Origin of the sequence: Amycolatopsis sp. CFH S0740 (genome assembly GCF_004522315.1) — a bacterium.
In the GTDB taxonomy this organism is placed as follows: Bacteria; Actinomycetota; Actinomycetes; order Mycobacteriales; family Pseudonocardiaceae; genus Amycolatopsis; species Amycolatopsis nivea.
Genome location: NZ_SDLS01000001.1, coordinates 527249 through 543977, shown reverse-complemented (window position 1 = coordinate 543977; position 16729 = coordinate 527249). Strand labels below are relative to the sequence as shown.

Genomic DNA, 16729 nt, shown 5'->3' with positions numbered 1-16729 from the left:
GGGGGTGATCACGCGGGGTCGCGTTCGATCGGGCAGCTCATGCAGCGCGGGCCGCCCCGGCCGCGGCCGAGTTCGCCGCCGGGCACGGTGATCACCTCGATGCCGTTCTTGCGCAGCATGGTGTTCGTCGCGACGTTGCGGTCGTAGCCGACGACGATCCCCGGCGCGACCGCGAGATAGTTGTTGCCGTCGTCCCACTGTTCCCGCTCTGCCGCACGGACGTCCTCGTCGGTGGACAGCACGGTGACCCGCTCGACGCCGAGCGTCCGGCTTAGGCTGCTCCAGAGGCTGTCGTTCTGCCGGATCTCCAGCGCACCGGGCTCGGTGCCCGCGGTGACAGTCCACGAGCGCAGCTGCCGGTCGAAATACGGGTAGAGGACGAACGTCGTCGCGCCGACCATCGTCATCAGCGTGTCCAAGTGCATCGTCGCGTGCGAACGGGGCAGCTCGACCGCGAGCACCGTGTGCGCCTGGCCGCTGTCGAACAGCGCGCGAGCGAGCAGTTCGACAGCCATCGGCGTGGTCCGCTCCCCCATGCCGACGAGGACCGCGCCGTCGCCGAGGACGTGCACGTCACCGCCTTCCACCGTCGCCGGGAAGTAGTCCTCGTCGCCGAAGTAGCTCGCGAACGACGCTCCGGCGAAGTGCGGGTGATAGCGGTAGATAGCCTGTGCGTGCAGGGTTTCCCGCTGCCGCGCGGGTTTCGCCATCGGGTTGATCGAGACGCCGCCGTAGATCCAGCAGGAGTTGTCGCGCGGGAACAGGTGATTCGGCAACGGCGGCAGCACGAAGTCGTCGGCCCGCAGGGAGTGCCATTTCAGGCTGCTGGTGCGCAGCGGATGCAGGTCCGCTTTCAGGACGCCGCCGATCAGCGATTCGGCGAGACTCGTGCTGTCGAGGTCGTCGAACAGTTTCCGCAGCGTCGGAGCCAGTGCCGGGCCGACGGTTCGCGGGGTGCAGACCCGGTCGAGCACGAACGCGCGGCCTTCGGGAACGTCCAGGCTTTCGGCGAGCAGCCGGTCGAAGTAGTGCACTCGCACGCCTTGCTCGCGCAGCGCCTCGGCGAAGACGTCGTGTTCCTCCTTCGCTTTCTTCGCCCACATGACGTCGTCGAAGAGCAATTCGTGGACGTTGCGCGGGGTCAGCCGGGAGAGTTCGGTGCCCGGGCGGTGCAGGATCACCTGTCGGAGGCGGCCGGTTTCGGACGCGACTGCGAAGCTCATGGATGCGGTGCCTTTCGTCGTGTCGGTCGGAGTCAAGCTGCGCGCGGCCATTGCTCACCGGTGTCCTCGGCCGGAGTCTCGCGCTTGCCGTGCGCCGCCGCCCGGCCCTTGAGCACCGCGTGCAGGACGAGACCCACCAGCAGCACGAGCATCGCCTCGTACACCGCGGCGTAGCCGGCGGCGAAGGTCACCCACAGGGAGAAAAGCACCGCGGCGGCGGTGATGCCGAGGTCGCGGGCCAGCAGCCAGCCGTGCACCTGGCGCCGGCGGGACACGAGGTAGGCCAGCTGCGCGCAGGCGGAGAAGAAGTACGGGATGGCGACCGTGACGACGGCCAGGTTCACCAGGAACGAGAACACCGCCAGCCCGGTGCCCGAGGTGTAGCGCCACACCATCAGCAGCGACGGCAGCAGCGCGGCCAGCAGGATGCCGAACCACGCGGTGTCCTTGCGGTCGGCCCAGGCGAACGCCCGCGGGAACAGCCCGTCGGCCGCCGCGGCACGCGACACCTCAATGGTCACCAGGGTCCAGCCGTTCAGCGCGCCGATCCCCGAGACCACGGCGAGCGCGGCGACGAGTTTCCCGGCCCAGCCGCCGCCCGGCAGGATCGCCTCGAACGCGGGCACGAACGGGGTTCCGCTCGAAACCAGCACGTCGTGCGGGACGAGTCCCATCACCGCCGCGGACACCGCGAGGTAGACCACCGCGCTGGCGGCGGTGCCCAGCAGCGAGGCGCGCCCGACGTTCCGTCCCGGCTCGCGCACCCGTTTCGCCGTGACCGCCGCGACTTCGACCCCGATGAACGCGAACAGCGCGACGCCCGCGGCGATCCCGATCGCGGTGTAAAGGCTCCCGCCGGACGTGTTGAACGCGCCGAAATTGCCCTTCGACACGAAGAACCAGCCCACCACGCCCACGAAGAGCAGCGGCAGGAACTTCAGCACCGCGGTGGTGTTCTGGAACCACGCCATCTGCCGCACGCCCGCGAGGTTGACCGCGGCCGGGATCCACAGCCCGGCCAGCGCGATGCCGAGGTCGACCCAGGTCGAGGGATGTTCGATGCCGAAGAGGGCTTCGACGTAGAGCACCCACGACGCGACGATCGCGGCGTTGCCTGCCCACGCGGAAACCCAGTAGCACCAGCCGACCAGATAGCCGGCGAAATCGCCGAACTCGCGGCGGGCGTAGGCGTACAGGCCGCCGTCGGAATTCGGCGTGCGTTTCGTCAACTGTCCGAAGAGGACAGCCAGCACCGCGGCGCCGACGGCCACCACGCCGAGCACCAGCAGCGAACTCGTTCCCGCGCCGGCCAGCACGGCGGGCATCGTGAACACGCCGGTGCCGATCACGCTGCCCGCCACCAATCCGGTCGCCGAGGTCAGGCCGAGTGCCCGGCTCCGTGACTCGGCCGGGTCTGTTTCGTGTGCTCTGGACATTTCGCTCCTGTCGCCGCGACGCCCCCATCGGGTTGTCATGCAACATCGCGAGCGACCGGCGACGGCAGAGGTCTTTCGGCCCGGGCGCGCCCGCGAAGGTCACCGCGGCGCACGACGACCGGCGAAAGTCCCTGCGCCCGGGGAATTCCGGCTCTGTCTCGGGTCCCGCCGCGACTGTCACCGTCGACGCATCACTGGACGAGACGACAAGGCAGGTCGCCATGGAACGCGGACTCCCCGACGACTACACCGTCACCACAGCGGTCGGGATGGCCGTCCGCGCGCCGTCGGTGCACAACTCCCAGCCGTGGCGATTCGCGGTCGGGCACCGGTCCCTGCACCTGTACGCCGATCCGTCGCGGCAGCTCGCCCAGACCGACCCGGACGGGCGGGACCTGATGATCAGCTGCGGGGCCGCGCTGCACCACGCACGCGTCGCCTTCGCCGCGCTCGGCTGGAGCGCCGAAGTGCACCGGCTGCCCAACCCCGCGGAACCGGACCACCTGGCGTCCATCGAACTTCACCGCCACGAGCCGACTCTCGACGAGGTCGCGCTCGCCGCCGCGATTCCCCGCCGCCGCACCGACCGCCGACGGCACAGTTCGTGGCACGTGCCCCGCGGACATCTGGAGAGCATGGCCGAAGCGGTCGCGGATGAAGGCGTCGTGCTGCGCGTCGCCGAAGACGCCGAGCGCTACTACCTGGCCACCGCGGTCGAGGAGGCGTCGCTGCGGCACCGCCGCGATCCCGCCTACCGGATCGAACTCGCCGCCTGGAGCGGACGGCACGTGTCCCCGGACGGCGTCCCGTCCCGCAACACCCCCATGCCCGACCTGACTCCCGGTGCGCTGCCCGGCCGCCAGTTCGCGGACCCGGAACTGCCCGAAGCCGCCGGAGCGGCCGGCGAGGATGACGAGACAGTGCTGCTCGTGCTGAGCACCGCGTCCGACGACCGGATGTCCCGGCTGCGCGCTGGGGAAGCGACAAGCGCCGCGCTGCTCACCGCGACCCGGTTCGGCCTCGCCACCTGCCCGCTGACCGAGCCGCTCGAACTGCCCGACGTGCGCCGCACGGTCGAGCAGAAGGTCACGTCCGGCGCCTTCCCGCAGATGGTCCTGCGCGTCGGCTGGGCTCCGGCCAACGCGGACCCGCTGCCCGCGACTCCGCGGCGCGAGATCGGCGACGTACTCCAGCCGCTCGAAGCTGCCGTCCGCCGCGACCGGCCCTAGCCGAGGAGCACCCGATGATGTACTGGCACTACGGAACCGCCGCCGAATGGGTCGGGCCGGTCGTGATGAGCATCGTGGCCGTCGCGCTGCTCGCCGCGATCGCCGTGGTCACCGCGCTGCTCGTCCGCCGCCCGTCCGGCTCCGTGCCGGACGCCGACCCTGCCACCGCGATTCTGCGGCAGCGGTTCGCCCGCGGCGAGATCGACCAGGACGAGTACGACCGCCGCCGCGAAGCTCTCCGGCACTGAGCGGAGACGTGAGGCCGAGCCACAGCGGTGCGCGCACGTCGCTGCGACCGCCGTCGAGCACGGCGTGACTGAACCTTTCGCCGCGCTCGACGAACTCGGGCTCGACACCGGCGGTACGTTCCGTGCGGCAGCGAAATCCTTCTCTACGGGCACCCGGACTTCCCACGCTTCAGCCGCTTCGCGACCGCCGGTCCGGAGCGGCTCACTCGCCCCGCCTCCTGCCGCGCAGACCGAACGCATGCTCGGCCACAGTTCGGGCGGGCGGATGTCCACTGATCTCGCTGTGCACGGGACCGTCAATGATCTCGCGAAGCGCGGTGCCCGGCCCGGAAGCGACGCACGGGTGCGGCCCCTTCCGTTGACGGAGGAGCCGCACCCGTGCGTCGCCCGCGCTCTCGCAGTCTCGGCCTGCTGACCGGCCGTCCTCACGGATGGGTGCGCTTTTCCTGCTCGGCGTCCCATTCGCGCTGCCATTCGGCGAGCCGGTGCCGGTTCAGCGCGAACACCGTGCCGCCGTACACGAGGGCCAGCAGCAAGCACACCGACACCCACAGCCCCAGCGTCGCGCATACCGCGTCGACCAGCACTGCCGCGGCGGTCAGCGGCGGCGGAACCGGGTTTCCGGCTCGGTCCACCCAGATCGTGACCTGGTCGCCGCGCCGCGCCCCCTCGTCGGCGGCCACTTTGCCGACCCGGCGCGAACCGTCGGGAGCCTGCCAGACCGCGTCCGTCGGCGCGGAGTTCGCGACGACGCCGCTGCGCCCGCTCACCGTCGTCGCCAGGCCGTCGGCCAGCAGCACGGCGGTCGCCTTGCTGCGCTGCGCGACTTGCTCGGCCGAGACGGGTTTCTGGGTCGCGTACAGCTCGGAACCCGCGGCCGCCGCGAACGGGATCGCGGCCAGCGCGACGAGAACCGCCACGAGGAGGAGACCGGACTGGAACCGGTCCGAGGGCCGGGCCACCGAACCGCGCCCGGGGACGAGCATGTGCCACCACCGCACTACGCGGTCCGTTGACGCGTTCATCTCGCGCCCCTTCCGTAAGGATTGCCAGCCCCCAGAATCGCCGGGAAAGCGTTCCGTCCGAAGAGGAATTCCGCCCGGACGCGCGGGCCGCCGGTCCCGCGCGGAAGGGCACTGCGGCCGGGACCAAATGCCCTTGGCGCACCGAGGTTTCGGGGTGATCGTCGACGCAGGAGCGCGACGAACGGAGACTCCCATGCACGCGCGCGACATCATGACCACGCCGGTAATCGCGGTGACCGCCTCGGTCCCGTTGCCCGAGGCTGCCCGGCTGATGGCCCGGCACGGGTTCACCGCACTGCCGGTCGTCGACAGCCGCGGCCGGCTGATGGGCCTGCTGACCGAGGAGGACGTGATCCGCGCGGGGATCCCCGGCGAGGCGGACCCGGATGCCGGCGCGATGCTCAGCGGACACCGCACGGCCGGGGCGGTCATGCGGACCCCGGCTCTGTGCGCGGCGGCCGACCTGGATTGCGGCGAGCTGGCCCGCCGCATGAGCGAGGCCGGGATCCGTTCGCTGCCCGTGCTGGACGACGGGGTGCTCGTCGGCATGGTGACGTTCCAGGACGTGCTTCGGGTGCTTCCCGGCGCTGGGGCGTCCTGAACGGATCGGGTTATCCCAGCGCATCAGTCACGACGCCGGGACCTCCGGCACGCTCCGCACCGTCGTCACCTCCGCGGCTGGGCGGCGCGCTGTTATCCGGGTGGGGAGCCCGTACCCGATGCGCAGCAGCGTGTGCACCTGTCCGAGACCGCGGAAGGCCGCCAGCAGCTGCGCCCGCGTGGACCGCGCTTCGAACGGCTGCGACAGGAACGACGTCGCGAGCCCCTCCGCGGTCGCGGTCAGCAGGACGCGTTCCATGACCATCCCGGCGCGGACCTCGGCCGCCGCGCCCTGATCGCGGGTGATCACCGCGGCCAGCCGGCCTGACCAAGGCCGAGGGCCATCTGGTCAAGGTCTTCGGCTGGTACGACAACGAATGGGGCTACGCGGCCCGAACCGTCGAACTCGCCGAAACCATCGGGCGAGCCCTCAGCTGAGGCTGAAAACCGTGAAGGCCGCCCGGCAGTGCCGGGGCGGCCTTCACGGTCGTCGCACCGCCGATGCCAGGCGCTCAGGGCGGCGTTATGCGTTCGGCTGCCCACGCCGAGCGGCCCGGCACGGCTCTTGCCGGGCCCATCGTGAGCAGGATTGTCGTCTGTGCCCTGGCATTGCCGTCTCACCCCTGGGCGGTGGCCTCGTGCCGGTCCCCCGCGTACTGCAGCCGGTTGCGCACGCCCACCACTCCGGGCAGCACCTCGGTCAGCAGCTCGGCACGCAGCACCTCGCCTGGGCTGTCCACCGTCCCGGTCAAGGTGACCACGCCGTCGTCCACCCGCACCGACGTCGTCGCGGGGTCCGCCCACAGCGCCTCGCGCAGCACCCGGCGTTCGACCGCTTCCTTGATTTCCGCGTCCGGCCGGAGAAACACCGCGAGCACGTCCCGGCGGGCGAGCACTCCGGTGAGCGATCCGGAACCGTCGACGACGAACAACCGGCGCAGGTTCGCCTCGACCATCCACCGCGCCGCGTCGGCCAGCGGTTCGTCCTGCCGGACGACGCGCACCGGGGTGCGCATCACGTCGAGGGCCCGCCGGCCCCGCGCTCGCGCCCAGCGGCGACGGCGGCGAGGAGAGGCGAAAAAGCCGGGCGGGGGCCCTTCGGCCCGGCTGTCGTACCGGGCGAGCAGTTCCTGCTCCGAAACCACCCCGACCGGCCGCCCCGACCCGTCGGTCACCGGCACCGCCGAAATGCGGTTGGCGGCGAGAAGATCGACCAGTCCCTTGAACGGCGTGTCCGGCGCGGCAGTCACCACCGGCCAGTTCATCACCTCCGAGACCAGCAGTCCGGTCATCACAGCACCTCCGAGTTTTCGTCGCACCGTATGCTTTCCCTCGCCGGGCGGCCGGAGTCCGCGGTCCCCGGGAGCCGGGCCGTTCTCCTCTTCCCCGCCGGTCTCGCGGGGGTGTTGCCTGGGAGCCCGACCAGGAGGAGGAGCCCATGCGAGCACACCGGAAGTTTTCCGATCTCTCCCCCGCGCAGCGGCGCACGGTCCTGGCCGCCGCCGCGGTGCAAGTGCTGCTGGCCGCGGCCGCCTGGCGGGATCTCGCGAAACGGCCCGAGGACGGGGTCAACGGCCCGAAATCCGCCTGGGCGGTCGCGATCGCGGTCAACTTCGCGGGTCCGCTGGCGTATTTCCGCTGGGGCCGGGCGGTTCCTCGCCGGAACCGGCGACGATGACCGGGCACAGCGCGTAGGACATCACCGCCTGGCTCGTGGACCCGAGCAGCAGTCCGCCGAACCCGCCGCGCCCGCGGCTGCCCACGACGAGCAGCTGCGCCCGGTCCGCCAGATCCAGCAACTGCTCGGCAGGACGGCCGCGCACCACCAGCTGCCGCACATCGACACCGGGATATTTCTCCGCCCACCCGGCGACCCGCTCGGCGAGCACCACGTGCGCCTCCTGCTCGATCCCGCTGTCGGCGTTCCAGCGGTTCTCCCGGAAGATCGCCGACAGCAGCCGGTCGTCCCAGCAGTGCACCGCGGTCAGCGGAGCGTTCCGCCACGCGGCTTCCTCGAACGCCGTCCCCAGCGCCAGTTCGCTCGACGGCGAACCGTCGACTCCCACGACGACCGGTCCGGTCGCCGGCGGCTCTTCGTCGCCCGCGTGCGGCCGGACGAGCGCCACCGGGCAGTCCGCGTGCGCGGCGAGAGAGATCGACACCGAGCCGAGCAGGATCCGGCCCAACGGACGCAGTCCGGGGGTCCCTAGCACCAGCAGCACCGCCCCGTGGGACTGCGCGGCGAGGCACTTCCCGACGATTCCGCGCAGCAGCACCAGATCCGAAGTCAGTCCGGGAACCGCTTCCTGGGCGGCGTCGCGGGCGGTGCGCAGGATCCGGTGCCCGCGCGCGGTGAGCACCTTGCCGAAGTTCTCCACTGTCGGCAATGGACGGGGGAAGTCGAGGGCCAGCTCGTCGAGGACGTGCACGAGGCGCAGCGGAACCCCGCGTCCCGCCGCGGCGCGCGCCGCCCACCCGACCGCGTGCAGGGAAGCCAGCGAGCCGTCGACTGCGGCGACGAGTGCGGGTTCGGTCATCGGTTCCGCCTTTCCTTGTCCAGCCGGGTTTTCCCTCCGGACGGTAGGCGCGGACGGCACCGGGCGGCAGCGGCGTCGGTCCCCTCGTGCGTGGACCTTCGGCCCCTCCTCGGCGATCCGCGCCCAACGGCCTGTCCGACGAGGACTTTCGGCTCCAGAGCCGCACTGGCCCGGCGGATCAGACTCGGGCCAGAGACGAATGGAGGTCCCCATGTCCGTCAAATCCCAGCACAGCACACCCCCGGCGAGCCGGACTCCGGCCGGTCGCGACGAGACGGTCGCGCAGCCGCCCTGGGCCAGCTACGGGGCCCGGTCGCTCGCGGTCCTGCGGATCGCCGCCGGATTCCTGTTCCTGTGGCCCTTCGCCGACAAACTGCTCGGCCTGGGCTACTCCACGCCCGCCGCCGGAGCCTGGATCCACGGCGGCTCGCCCACCAACGGCTTCCTGAGCAAGGTCGACGTCGGCCCGTTCGCGTCGATGTTCCACGCGTGGGCCGGAACGTGGTGGGCCGACTGGCTGTTCATGCTGAGCCTGCTCGGCATCGGGCTGGCGCTGGCCGCCGGGGCCGGACTGCGGATCGCCGCGGTCTCCGGGACCCTGCTGATGCTGCTCATGTGGGCCGCGGAATGGCCGCCCGCCCGCAGCACCGGTGCGGGAGCGGCCACGCATTCGGCCAACCCGTTCCTCGACTACCACCTGGTCTACGCCCTTGTCCTGATCGCGCTCGCCGCCGCCTGCGCCGGCGACACGTGGGGAATCGGCCGCCGCTGGGCCGCCTTCGTCGGCGACCGGACCTGGCTGCGCTGAACCGTCCACGGGCGTCCGCCGTGCCGGCGGACGCCCGCAGTCCTGTGAAGGAGGAACTGTGAAGGCACTCGTGTACGACGGCCCCGGTCGCCGGTCCTGGACCGACCGCCCGGACCCGGAAATCCTCGCGCCGACCGACGCGATCGTCCGGATCGACGCCGTCACCATCTGCGGCACCGACCTGCACATCCTGAAAGGCGACGTCCCCGAGGTCGAACGCGGCCGGATCCTCGGCCACGAAGCGGTCGGCACCGTCGTGCGCACCGGCGACGCGGTCGCCTCGGTCAAGCCGGGCGACCGCGTGCTCGTGTCCTGCATCAGCGCCTGCGGCCGCTGCGAATACTGCCGCCGCGGCAGCTACGGCCAATGCCTCGGCGGAGGCGGCTGGATCCTCGGCCACCTCGTCGACGGCGTACAGGCGGAATTCGCCCGCGTCCCGTTCGCCGACACCTCCGTCTACCTGCTGCCGCCGTCGGTGAGCGACGAAGCGGCCTTGTTGCTGGCCGACATCCTCCCCACCTCCTACGAGGTAGGAGTCCTCAATGGACGCCTCCGCCCCGGCGACGTCGTGGCGATCGTCGGAGCGGGCCCGATCGGCCTCGCAGCGATCACCGGGGCCCGGCTCTACAGCCCGTCGTCGGTCATCGTGATCGACAAGGAACCCGCCCGGCTCGCGGCAGCCAAAGCGGCTGGTGCCGACGTGACGGTCCAGCCCTCGGAAGCCGAGACCGCGGTGCGCGAAGCGAGCGGCGGCCTCGGCGCGGATGTGGCCCTCGAAGCCGTCGGTGTCCCGGAGACGTTCGAACTGTGCGCGGAGCTCGTCCGCCCCGGCGGCCGGGTCGCGAACATCGGCGTGCACGGCAAACCGGCCACGCTGCACCTCGAACGGCTCTGGATCCGCAACGTCACCATCACCACCGGCCTGGTCGACACCTCCAGCACGCCGATGCTGCTGCGGATGCTCGCCGCCGGACACCTCGACGTCAGCCGGATGGTCACGCACCGGTTCGGGTTGCAGGAGATGGACGAGGCGTATGACGTCTTCGCGCATCCGCAGGACAGCGGTGCACTGAAGGTCGCTTTGTTCCGCGAGTGAGCTGCGCCCCGGTGAACGTTCGCGAGGGGCCCCTGAGGAAATCTGATTCCCTCAGGGGCCCCTCACGCACCTCGAATACCAGCCAGGTGGCGATCAATCGGGCATTTCGGTGCCGCTGGCGTCTCGTGTGGACAGTCAGCGGGCGGAATCGGCACAGCAACTTCCTGGCATTGACTCTGGTTCCGGCAGATCTGCCTTCATCGCCGGGCGCAGGCCGCGAGGCGCGCCCTTCGCGAACGAGCCCGGCCGCCGCGATGCGCAGTATCGGCCGGGCCGGGTGGCTCTCCGCACCCGCCGAAGTACGTGAGGGCCGCCCTGACGGAATCTGATTCCCTCAGGGAGGCCCTCGCGTACGTTACAGCCGAGCTCACGGACGATGGATCGACCGGTCCGGGAACATCCCGCCCGCCGCGGGCACGCCCGGCCCGATGTTCCGGTCGTCCAGCTCCACCCGCAGGTGCTCCCGCACCTCGACCACCCCGTCGACCCGGCTGATCAGGGCCTTGATCACCCCGATCATGCTGTACCGCTCGACAGCCCCGCTCAGCGACACCACCCCGTCGTGCACCGAGACATACAGCGTGGACGGGTCGAGGCACATCTCCTGTTTCAAGACCTCGTCGCGCACTTCCTCGCGGATGTCGTTGTCCGAACGCAAATACGCCCGCACGAGGTCCGCCCGGGAGACGATCCCGGCCAGCGTCCCGTCGGCTTCGAGCACTGGCAGCCGGTGCACCCGGTGCTTCTCCATCAGCTGGGCCGCGCGCACGACGTCGTCCTCCACGTCCACCGTGACGGGCGGCGCCGTCATCAGGTCGGCCGCAAAGAGTGCTTCGGCCTTGTGCTTGCCGCGTCGTGCCTGCGGTCCGAGGCCGTGGTGTTCGACGTTGCGCTCCAGCAGATCGCCGCGCGAGACGACCCCGAGCACGCGGCCGTCCTTGTCGACGACCGGCGCACCGCCGACGCCGCGTTCTTCCAGCAGTGCGGCGACGGCCTTGAACGATGTGCCCGGCACGACCTGTGCGACATCGGTCGTCATCACCGAGCGGATCCGGCGTGTTCTCTTCATTTTCCGCTCCTCACAACAGGGGTCCGGGGTAGTACGCGGCCGCTTCGGGCAGTGGTTCCCGTTCTTCGGCCGACCGGGCCGGGACGATGACCACCGGGCAGCGCGCGTGCCGCAGGCAGTACTCGGAGACCGAGCCGACCAGCATGCGCAGCACCCGGCTGTGCCCGTGGCTGCCCAGCACCAGCATCGCCGCCTCCGCCGACGCGCGGACCAGTGCCGGGCCGGGCGCGCCGTCGATCGTGCCGCTGCGCACGCGCACCCCTTCGGCCTCGTCCCGTGCTTGGTCCAGCACTTGGTCCAGTTCGTGCTGGTAGCGGGCGGCGATGTCGTCCGGCGAACGGGTGACCGCCGATTCGAGGTCGCCGAGCGGGTCGAACGTCCAGGCTCGCAACGCCACCACCGTCCGGCCGCTCGACTTCGCTTCCGCCAGCGCCCAGCGGACCGCCGCGGCGCTGCCCGCCGACCCGTCGACGCCGACGACGATTTCGTGTTCATTCGCTGTGGTCATGGTTTTCTCCTCCGTGCACGATGCGGCGCTCAGCGCGCCTTTTCCAGCAGGACGCGGCGTTCGGCCGCGGCGATCGCGCCGCGCGCCGCCCCGATCGCGTCCGGGTTGACCGAGATCGACGTGATCCCGGCGCGCACGAGATGTTCGGTGAACGCCGGGTTCGTCGACGGCGCCTGGCCGCACAGCGACGACGTGATGCCGCAGTCGCGGGCTGTCCGCACGATTCTCGAGACCGCGTCCAGCACCGCGGGATCGGCCTCGTCGAACAGTTCCGCGCACACCGCCGAATCCCGGTCGACGCCGAGCATCAGCTGGGTGAGGTCGTTGCTGCCGATCGATACCCCGTCGATGCCGAGGCCGGCGTACTCGCGCAGCCAGTAGACGACCGACGGGACCTCGGCCATGATCCACCGGTGCAGCCCGCGCTGCTTGCCGAGCGGGCTCGCGTCCACCGCCTCCAGGCACGCCTCCAGTTCCCATTTCGTGCGCACGAACGGGATCATCAGGTGCAGGTTCGGCGTCCGCTCCCGCACCCGCGCCAGCGTCCGCAGTTCCAGCGCGAACAGGTCGTGCTCGCGCAGGTAGCGGTAGCAGCCGCGGTAGCCGATCATCGGGTTGTTCTCGACCGGCTCGTACTCGGCTCCGCCGTCGAGGCCGCGGAATTCGTTGCTGCGCAGGTCGGTCGCGCGGTAGACCACCGGACGCGAGCCGAACGCGGCGGTGATCTCGAGCAGCGATTTCGCCATAGCGTCCACAAAGGAGTCTTCCTCGCCGCGCGCGATCAGGGCGCGCGGATGCCGTCCGCCGAGTGCCGTGGTCAGCAGGAACTCGGCCCTGAGCAGGCCGACCCCGTCGACCGGCTGGGCCGCGACCTCGGCGGCGTGGTCGGGCATCGCGAGATTGACGTACAGCCGGGTGCCGATCGCCTCGGCGGCAGCGGGCGCGGCGACCGGTTTCGGGTGCGCCGCCTCGTGCGCGATCGCTCCCGCTCGCACCTCGCCTTTCGTGCCGTCGACAGTGATCAGCGTGCGGTCCGCGAGCACCCGGGTGGCGTCGCCGGTGCCGACGACGCACGGCACGCCCAGTTCCCGGGCGACCACCGCGGCGTGACAGGTCATCCCGCCGCCGTCGGTGACCAGCGCAGCCGCGCGACGGATCGCCGGGACCCAGTCCGGTGTCGTCATCGGGGCCACCAGCACCTCGCCGTCGCGCAGCCGCCGTGCTTCGGCCGGATCGCGCAGCACCCGGACCGCGCCGCTGCCCTCGCCGGGCGAGGCCGCCAGCCCGGTCACCAGCACGCCGGTGGCGCCTTCCTGAACCGGCGGCAGGGTGGTGATCGGCCGGGACTGCACGAGCCAGGTCTGGCGATCGGCGATGGCGAACTCGATGTCCTGCGGCACGCCGTAGTGATCCTCGACCCGGCAGGCGAGCCGGGTCAGCCCGAGCACGGCGGCGTCGTCGAGCACGCGCCGGCCGCCTGCCTGCGCGGTCAGCGCGACCTTCACGTCTCCCCCGCCCGCTTCGGGGATGATCTTGTGCGACTGGGCCCCGATCCGCGCGCTGAGCACGCGGAGGTCCTCTTTCGCCACCACGTAGGTGTCCGGGTCCACCGCGCCGCTCACGATCGCCTCGCCCTGGCCGAACACCGCTTCGACCACCGCCCGGTCGCGGTCGCCGGTGCGCGGGTCGGCGGTGAAGATCACGCCGGACCGCTCGGCCGGGATCATCCGCTGCACGACGACCGCGATCGCCGGTTCGCCGGTGAATCCCCGGCTCGCCCGGTAGCTCACCACGCGCGGCGAGAACAACGACGTCCAGCAGTCCACCACTCGCGCGGCCAAGGCTTCTTCGTCGACGACGTTGGTGTAGCTGGCGTTCATGCCCGCGAAGGAGGCTTCGCTGCCGTCCTCCCCGGTTGCCGACGAGCGCACCGCCACCACCGGCTGGTCGCCTAGTGCCCGGTACGCGCCGGTCACCTCCGACGCCAGTTCCCGAGGCAGCCCGGCGGAGCGCACCAGCTCTCGCAGCCGCTCGCAGGCGGCCGCCAGCTCCTGTGCGTCGTCCACCGCGATCAGCGCCTTGGCGTGCAGGTCGGCGATCTCGGCACGGACCCCGGCGGCCTCCAGCGCGGACCAGTACGCGTCGCGAGTGACGACGAATCCGTCCGGCACCGGGTAGCCCGCGGAGATCAGCTCGCCGAGGTTCGCCCCCTTGCCGCCCGCCGTCTCGGCATCAACGAGCCGGATCTCGGCCAGTTTGCGCACGTGTGTCATGACGATCCTCCTCGGGTACCGCGGGTCAGGCGGCGGAACAGCTCGTCCGCGCCCCAGACCAGCACCGGCATCGGCGCCAGCACCGCGTACACCCACGCGGGCAGCGCCGCGGTGCCGAAGACGTCCTGAAGCCAGGGCAGGTAGATGAGCGCGGCGGCGAAGGCCAGTTCGAAGGCGATGCCGCCGAGCAGAAGCTTGTTGGTGCCCAGGCCGATCGCCCGCAGCGAGACCCGTTCGGTGCGGGCGGCGAACGCGGTGCCGATCTGGCAGAACACGATCGCGGCGAAGCTGGCCGTGGTGGCTTGGAGATAGGCGTGGTGCAGCGGCGCGCCGTCCGACACGTCCGCGCCGGGGTGCCAGCCCGCGGCGTACAGCACCGCGAAGAAGGCGCCGAGCACGAGCGCCGCCGACAGCACGCCCATGATTCCCCACGCTCGCAGAAGCATCCGGCCGGTCACCACGCCTTCGCGGCGGGAGCGCGGCTGGCGCGCCATCAGCCCGGGCTCGGCGGGCTCCCGGCCGAGCGCGAGCGCGGGCAGCGTTTCGGTGCCGAGGTCGATCGCGAGGATCTGCAATACCGTGAGCGGCAACGGGATCGCGCCGCCGGAGATCGCGAACAGCAGGAACGGCAGCACCTCCGGCACCGCGTGCGCGAAGATGTACAGCACGAATTTGCGGACGTTGTCGAACACCCGGCGGCCCTCGCGGACCCCGGCGACGATGGTCGCGAAGTTGTCGTCGGTCAGCACGACGGTCGCGGCTTCTTTGGCCACGTCGGTGCCGCTGACGCCCATCGCGACGCCGATGTCGGCCCGCCGCAGCGCGGGCGCGTCGTTCACCCCGTCGCCGGTCATCGCGACGACCTCGCCGCAGTCGCGCAACGCGTCGGCGATGCGCAGTTTGTCCTCCGGTGCGGCACGCGAGAACACCACTTCGTCTCCCCCGGCCAGCACCGTGTCGAGGTCCGGCTCCGGCATGCGCGCGAGCGCGGTGCCGTCCACGACCCGGTCCGCGCCGATGCCGACCCGGCGGGCGATCTCGGCCGCGGTCAGCCCGTTGTCCCCGGTCACGACGTGCACGGTGATCCCGGCGGAATGGCAGTCCGCGACCGCCGCGGCGACCTCCGGACGAGGCGGGTCGACCAGGCCGACGAAGCCGAGCAGGCACAACCCGTTCTCCGCTTCCACGCGGCTGCCCGGGATCGCCGGCGTCTCCCGCCGGGCGATGGCCAGCACCCGCAGCGCGCGCCCGGCCATGCTGTCGACGAGCGCCGCCAGCTGCGCGCGCCGGGTCGCGGTCAGCTCCGTTCCGTCGAACTCCGTGGTGCACAACGGGAGCACCTGTTCGGGCGCGCCCTTCACCGCCACCACGAGGCCGCCATCCACTAAGTCCACTGTGGACATCCGCTTGAGCCGGGGATCGAACGGGTACAACGTTTTCCGTGCGGCTTCACGGGCGCTCGCGGTCACGTTCGCGCCATGGTCCGCGGCGAACCGAAGCAGCGCGAGTTCGGTCGGATCGCCGGATTCCCCGTCGAGGTCCGCGGTGCTGCACCGCGCGAGGACCTCGGCGGTCTCGCGCGGGTGTGCCGAATCCGCGCCGTCCGGGCCGCGCAGTTCCTCGACCCGCATCGAGTTCTGGGTCAACGTGCCGGTCTTGTCCGTGCAGATCACGGTGGTCGAGCCCAGCGTCTCCACCGCCGACAGCCGCTTCACGAGCGCGCCTGCCTTCGCCATCGACCGCACCCCGGCCGCCAGCGCGAGCGTGATCGTCGGCAGCAGGCCTTCGGGCACGTTGGCCACCAGCAGGCCGATCGCGAACACGAAGGCGGCCGACCACGAAAGCCCCGCCGCGACGCCGAGCGGAAGGAACCCGACCCCGACGACCACCGCGACCCCGGCGATCAGCCACGCGACCCGCCGCACCTGCCGCTCCAGCGGGCTCTCCTCGCGGCCGATCCGGGCCGAGAGCGACGCGATCCGGCCGATTTCGGTGCGCCGTCCGGTCGCGTGCACCACGGCCCGCGCGGAACCCGCGACACAGACCGTGCCGCTGAAGACCAACACCGGGGAATCCAGCGAACGGTCGGCGTCGTCCACGGCGTCGGCGGTCCGGGTCACCGGAGCCGACTCGCCGGTGAGCATCGACGCGTCGATGTCCACCGTCCCTTCGATCAGCCGCGCGTCCGCCGGAACCCGGTCGCCTTCGGCGAGCAGGACGACGTCGCCGCGAACCAGCTCGGTTGATTCGAGGTGCACGACGACGCCGTCACGCAGCACCGCGCTGCGCTCGGGCAGGTACTTGCCCAGTGCTTCGACCGCCCGCTCCGCCTGCTGTTCCTGGAAGAACGCGAGCAGCCCGTTCAGGATGATCACCCCGACGATCGCGTACGCCAGGTTGGTCGTCCCGGCGAACCACGCCAGCCCGGCCGCGACCCACAGCAGCAGGGCGAGCGGGTGGACCAGCTGGCGCAGCAGGGCGAGCGGCCACTGCCTGCCGCCCTTGTGCGGCAGCTCGTTCGGCCCGTAGACCTGCAGTCGCCGGGCCGCTTCCCGGCCGCTCAAGCCGCCCGGCGCGGAGCGGAGATCCCGCAGCAGGAGGCCGATCGGCTCCCGTGCGTCGACCTCGGGCTCCGCTGTCGCGGGCGGCGGGCGCAGATGCGTGGTCATGGAATTCC

Annotated in this window: 16 protein-coding genes; 6 read left to right on the top strand and 10 right to left on the bottom strand. The window is 71.5% G+C overall.

Going from position 1 to position 16729, the window contains the following annotated elements; translation table 11 throughout:
- Positions 1 to 8: 8 nt before the first annotated feature.
- The gene (locus EIZ45_RS02655) at positions 9 to 1223 is read right to left on the bottom strand and encodes an arginine deiminase (protein ID WP_134661397.1); all 1215 of its coding nucleotides are present in this window, start codon (positions 1221 to 1223) and stop codon (positions 9 to 11) included.
- A 32-nt stretch (positions 1224 to 1255) separates the two neighbouring features.
- Positions 1256 to 2659, bottom strand: coding sequence for an amino acid permease (locus EIZ45_RS02650; protein ID WP_134661398.1), 1404 nt, complete (start codon positions 2657 to 2659; stop codon positions 1256 to 1258).
- Positions 2660 to 2880: 221 nt separating this feature from the next.
- Here EIZ45_RS02650 and EIZ45_RS02645 point away from each other — a divergent pair, with 221 nt between their 5' ends.
- Positions 2881 to 3888, top strand: coding sequence for an NAD(P)H nitroreductase (locus tag EIZ45_RS02645; protein ID WP_134661399.1), 1008 nt, complete (start codon positions 2881 to 2883; stop codon positions 3886 to 3888).
- A 14-nt stretch (positions 3889 to 3902) separates the two neighbouring features.
- Positions 3903 to 4136: an SHOCT domain-containing protein gene (locus EIZ45_RS02640; protein ID WP_134661400.1), complete on the top strand. Its 234-nt coding sequence runs from the start codon at positions 3903 to 3905 to the stop codon at positions 4134 to 4136.
- A 425-nt stretch (positions 4137 to 4561) separates the two neighbouring features.
- On the opposite strand, the gene EIZ45_RS02635 is transcribed toward EIZ45_RS02640, so the two are convergent.
- Entirely contained in the window at positions 4562 to 5161 is a 600-nt protein-coding gene (locus EIZ45_RS02635) for a hypothetical protein (RefSeq protein ID WP_134661401.1), read from the bottom strand.
- A gap of 193 nt (positions 5162 to 5354) precedes the next feature.
- Between EIZ45_RS02635 and EIZ45_RS02630 the strand changes: the two genes are divergently transcribed.
- Positions 5355 to 5762 carry an HPP family protein gene (locus EIZ45_RS02630; RefSeq protein WP_134661402.1) on the top strand — a complete coding sequence of 136 codons (408 nt, stop codon included), beginning with the start codon at positions 5355 to 5357 and terminating at the stop codon, positions 5760 to 5762.
- A gap of 27 nt (positions 5763 to 5789) precedes the next feature.
- On the opposite strand, the gene EIZ45_RS02625 is transcribed toward EIZ45_RS02630, so the two are convergent.
- Entirely contained in the window at positions 5790 to 6071 is a 282-nt protein-coding gene (locus EIZ45_RS02625; RefSeq protein ID WP_240692025.1) for a hypothetical protein, read from the bottom strand.
- A gap of 307 nt (positions 6072 to 6378) precedes the next feature.
- Positions 6379 to 7053 (bottom strand): CBS domain-containing protein, encoded by a 675-nt coding sequence (locus EIZ45_RS02615; RefSeq protein ID WP_134661426.1) that lies wholly within the window; start codon positions 7051 to 7053, stop codon positions 6379 to 6381.
- A 146-nt stretch (positions 7054 to 7199) separates the two neighbouring features.
- On the opposite strand from EIZ45_RS02615, the gene EIZ45_RS02610 reads away from it, so the two are divergent.
- Positions 7200 to 7439: a PLDc N-terminal domain-containing protein gene (locus EIZ45_RS02610; protein ID WP_134661427.1), complete on the top strand. Its 240-nt coding sequence runs from the start codon at positions 7200 to 7202 to the stop codon at positions 7437 to 7439.
- On the opposite strand, the gene EIZ45_RS02605 is transcribed toward EIZ45_RS02610, so the two are convergent.
- Positions 7369 to 8298: a universal stress protein gene (locus EIZ45_RS02605; protein ID WP_134661428.1), complete on the bottom strand. Its 930-nt coding sequence runs from the start codon at positions 8296 to 8298 to the stop codon at positions 7369 to 7371. The genes EIZ45_RS02610 and EIZ45_RS02605 overlap by 71 nt on opposite strands.
- A gap of 211 nt (positions 8299 to 8509) precedes the next feature.
- Between EIZ45_RS02605 and EIZ45_RS02600 the strand changes: the two genes are divergently transcribed.
- Together EIZ45_RS02600 and EIZ45_RS02595 are read left to right on the top strand one after the other, a co-directional pair.
- The gene (locus EIZ45_RS02600) at positions 8510 to 9106 is read left to right on the top strand and encodes a hypothetical protein (protein ID WP_134661429.1); all 597 of its coding nucleotides are present in this window, start codon (positions 8510 to 8512) and stop codon (positions 9104 to 9106) included.
- A gap of 58 nt (positions 9107 to 9164) precedes the next feature.
- Complete coding sequence (locus EIZ45_RS02595; RefSeq protein ID WP_134661430.1) at positions 9165 to 10202, top strand: zinc-dependent alcohol dehydrogenase family protein; 1038 nt, start codon at positions 9165 to 9167, stop codon at positions 10200 to 10202.
- A 367-nt stretch (positions 10203 to 10569) separates the two neighbouring features.
- Here EIZ45_RS02595 and EIZ45_RS02590 read toward each other — a convergent pair whose 3' ends face one another.
- Genes EIZ45_RS02590 through EIZ45_RS02575 form a run of 4 tightly spaced genes read right to left on the bottom strand, consistent with a single transcriptional unit; the run spans position 10570 to position 16721 of the window.
- Entirely contained in the window at positions 10570 to 11271 is a 702-nt protein-coding gene (locus EIZ45_RS02590; RefSeq protein ID WP_134661431.1) for a CBS domain-containing protein, read from the bottom strand.
- Positions 11272 to 11281: 10 nt separating this feature from the next.
- Entirely contained in the window at positions 11282 to 11779 is a 498-nt protein-coding gene (locus EIZ45_RS02585) for a universal stress protein (RefSeq protein ID WP_134661432.1), read from the bottom strand.
- Between the two features lie 29 nt (positions 11780 to 11808).
- A complete protein-coding gene (gene ppsA / locus EIZ45_RS02580) occupies positions 11809 to 14052 on the bottom strand; it encodes a phosphoenolpyruvate synthase (protein ID WP_134661433.1) in 2244 nt (747 codons plus the stop codon).
- Positions 14049 to 16721 (bottom strand): cation-transporting P-type ATPase, encoded by a 2673-nt coding sequence (locus EIZ45_RS02575; protein ID WP_134661434.1) that lies wholly within the window; start codon positions 16719 to 16721, stop codon positions 14049 to 14051. Before EIZ45_RS02575 ends, ppsA begins: the two co-directional genes overlap by 4 nt.
- Positions 16722 to 16729: the final 8 nt, after the last annotated feature.

What these genes read in the sequence shown, in the direction of transcription:
- EIZ45_RS02655 (WP_134661397.1), bottom strand. Translation starts at nt 1,223, where the DNA reads ATGAGCTTCGCAGTCGCGTCCGAAACCGGCCGCCTCCGACAGGTGATC.
- EIZ45_RS02650 (WP_134661398.1), bottom strand. Translation starts at nt 2,659, where the DNA reads ATGTCCAGAGCACACGAAACAGACCCGGCCGAGTCACGGAGCCGGGCA.
- EIZ45_RS02645 (WP_134661399.1), top strand. Translation starts at nt 2,881, where the DNA reads ATGGAACGCGGACTCCCCGACGACTACACCGTCACCACAGCGGTCGGG.
- EIZ45_RS02640 (WP_134661400.1), top strand. Translation starts at nt 3,903, where the DNA reads ATGATGTACTGGCACTACGGAACCGCCGCCGAATGGGTCGGGCCGGTC.
- EIZ45_RS02635 (WP_134661401.1), bottom strand. Translation starts at nt 5,161, where the DNA reads ATGAACGCGTCAACGGACCGCGTAGTGCGGTGGTGGCACATGCTCGTC.
- EIZ45_RS02630 (WP_134661402.1), top strand. Translation starts at nt 5,355, where the DNA reads ATGCACGCGCGCGACATCATGACCACGCCGGTAATCGCGGTGACCGCC.
- EIZ45_RS02615 (WP_134661426.1), bottom strand. Translation starts at nt 7,053, where the DNA reads ATGACCGGACTGCTGGTCTCGGAGGTGATGAACTGGCCGGTGGTGACT.
- EIZ45_RS02610 (WP_134661427.1), top strand. Translation starts at nt 7,200, where the DNA reads ATGCGAGCACACCGGAAGTTTTCCGATCTCTCCCCCGCGCAGCGGCGC.
- EIZ45_RS02605 (WP_134661428.1), bottom strand. Translation starts at nt 8,298, where the DNA reads ATGACCGAACCCGCACTCGTCGCCGCAGTCGACGGCTCGCTGGCTTCC.
- EIZ45_RS02600 (WP_134661429.1), top strand. Translation starts at nt 8,510, where the DNA reads ATGTCCGTCAAATCCCAGCACAGCACACCCCCGGCGAGCCGGACTCCG.
- EIZ45_RS02590 (WP_134661431.1), bottom strand. Translation starts at nt 11,271, where the DNA reads ATGAAGAGAACACGCCGGATCCGCTCGGTGATGACGACCGATGTCGCA.
- EIZ45_RS02585 (WP_134661432.1), bottom strand. Translation starts at nt 11,779, where the DNA reads ATGACCACAGCGAATGAACACGAAATCGTCGTCGGCGTCGACGGGTCG.
- ppsA (WP_134661433.1), bottom strand. Translation starts at nt 14,052, where the DNA reads ATGACACACGTGCGCAAACTGGCCGAGATCCGGCTCGTTGATGCCGAG.
- EIZ45_RS02575 (WP_134661434.1), bottom strand. Translation starts at nt 16,721, where the DNA reads ATGACCACGCATCTGCGCCCGCCGCCCGCGACAGCGGAGCCCGAGGTC.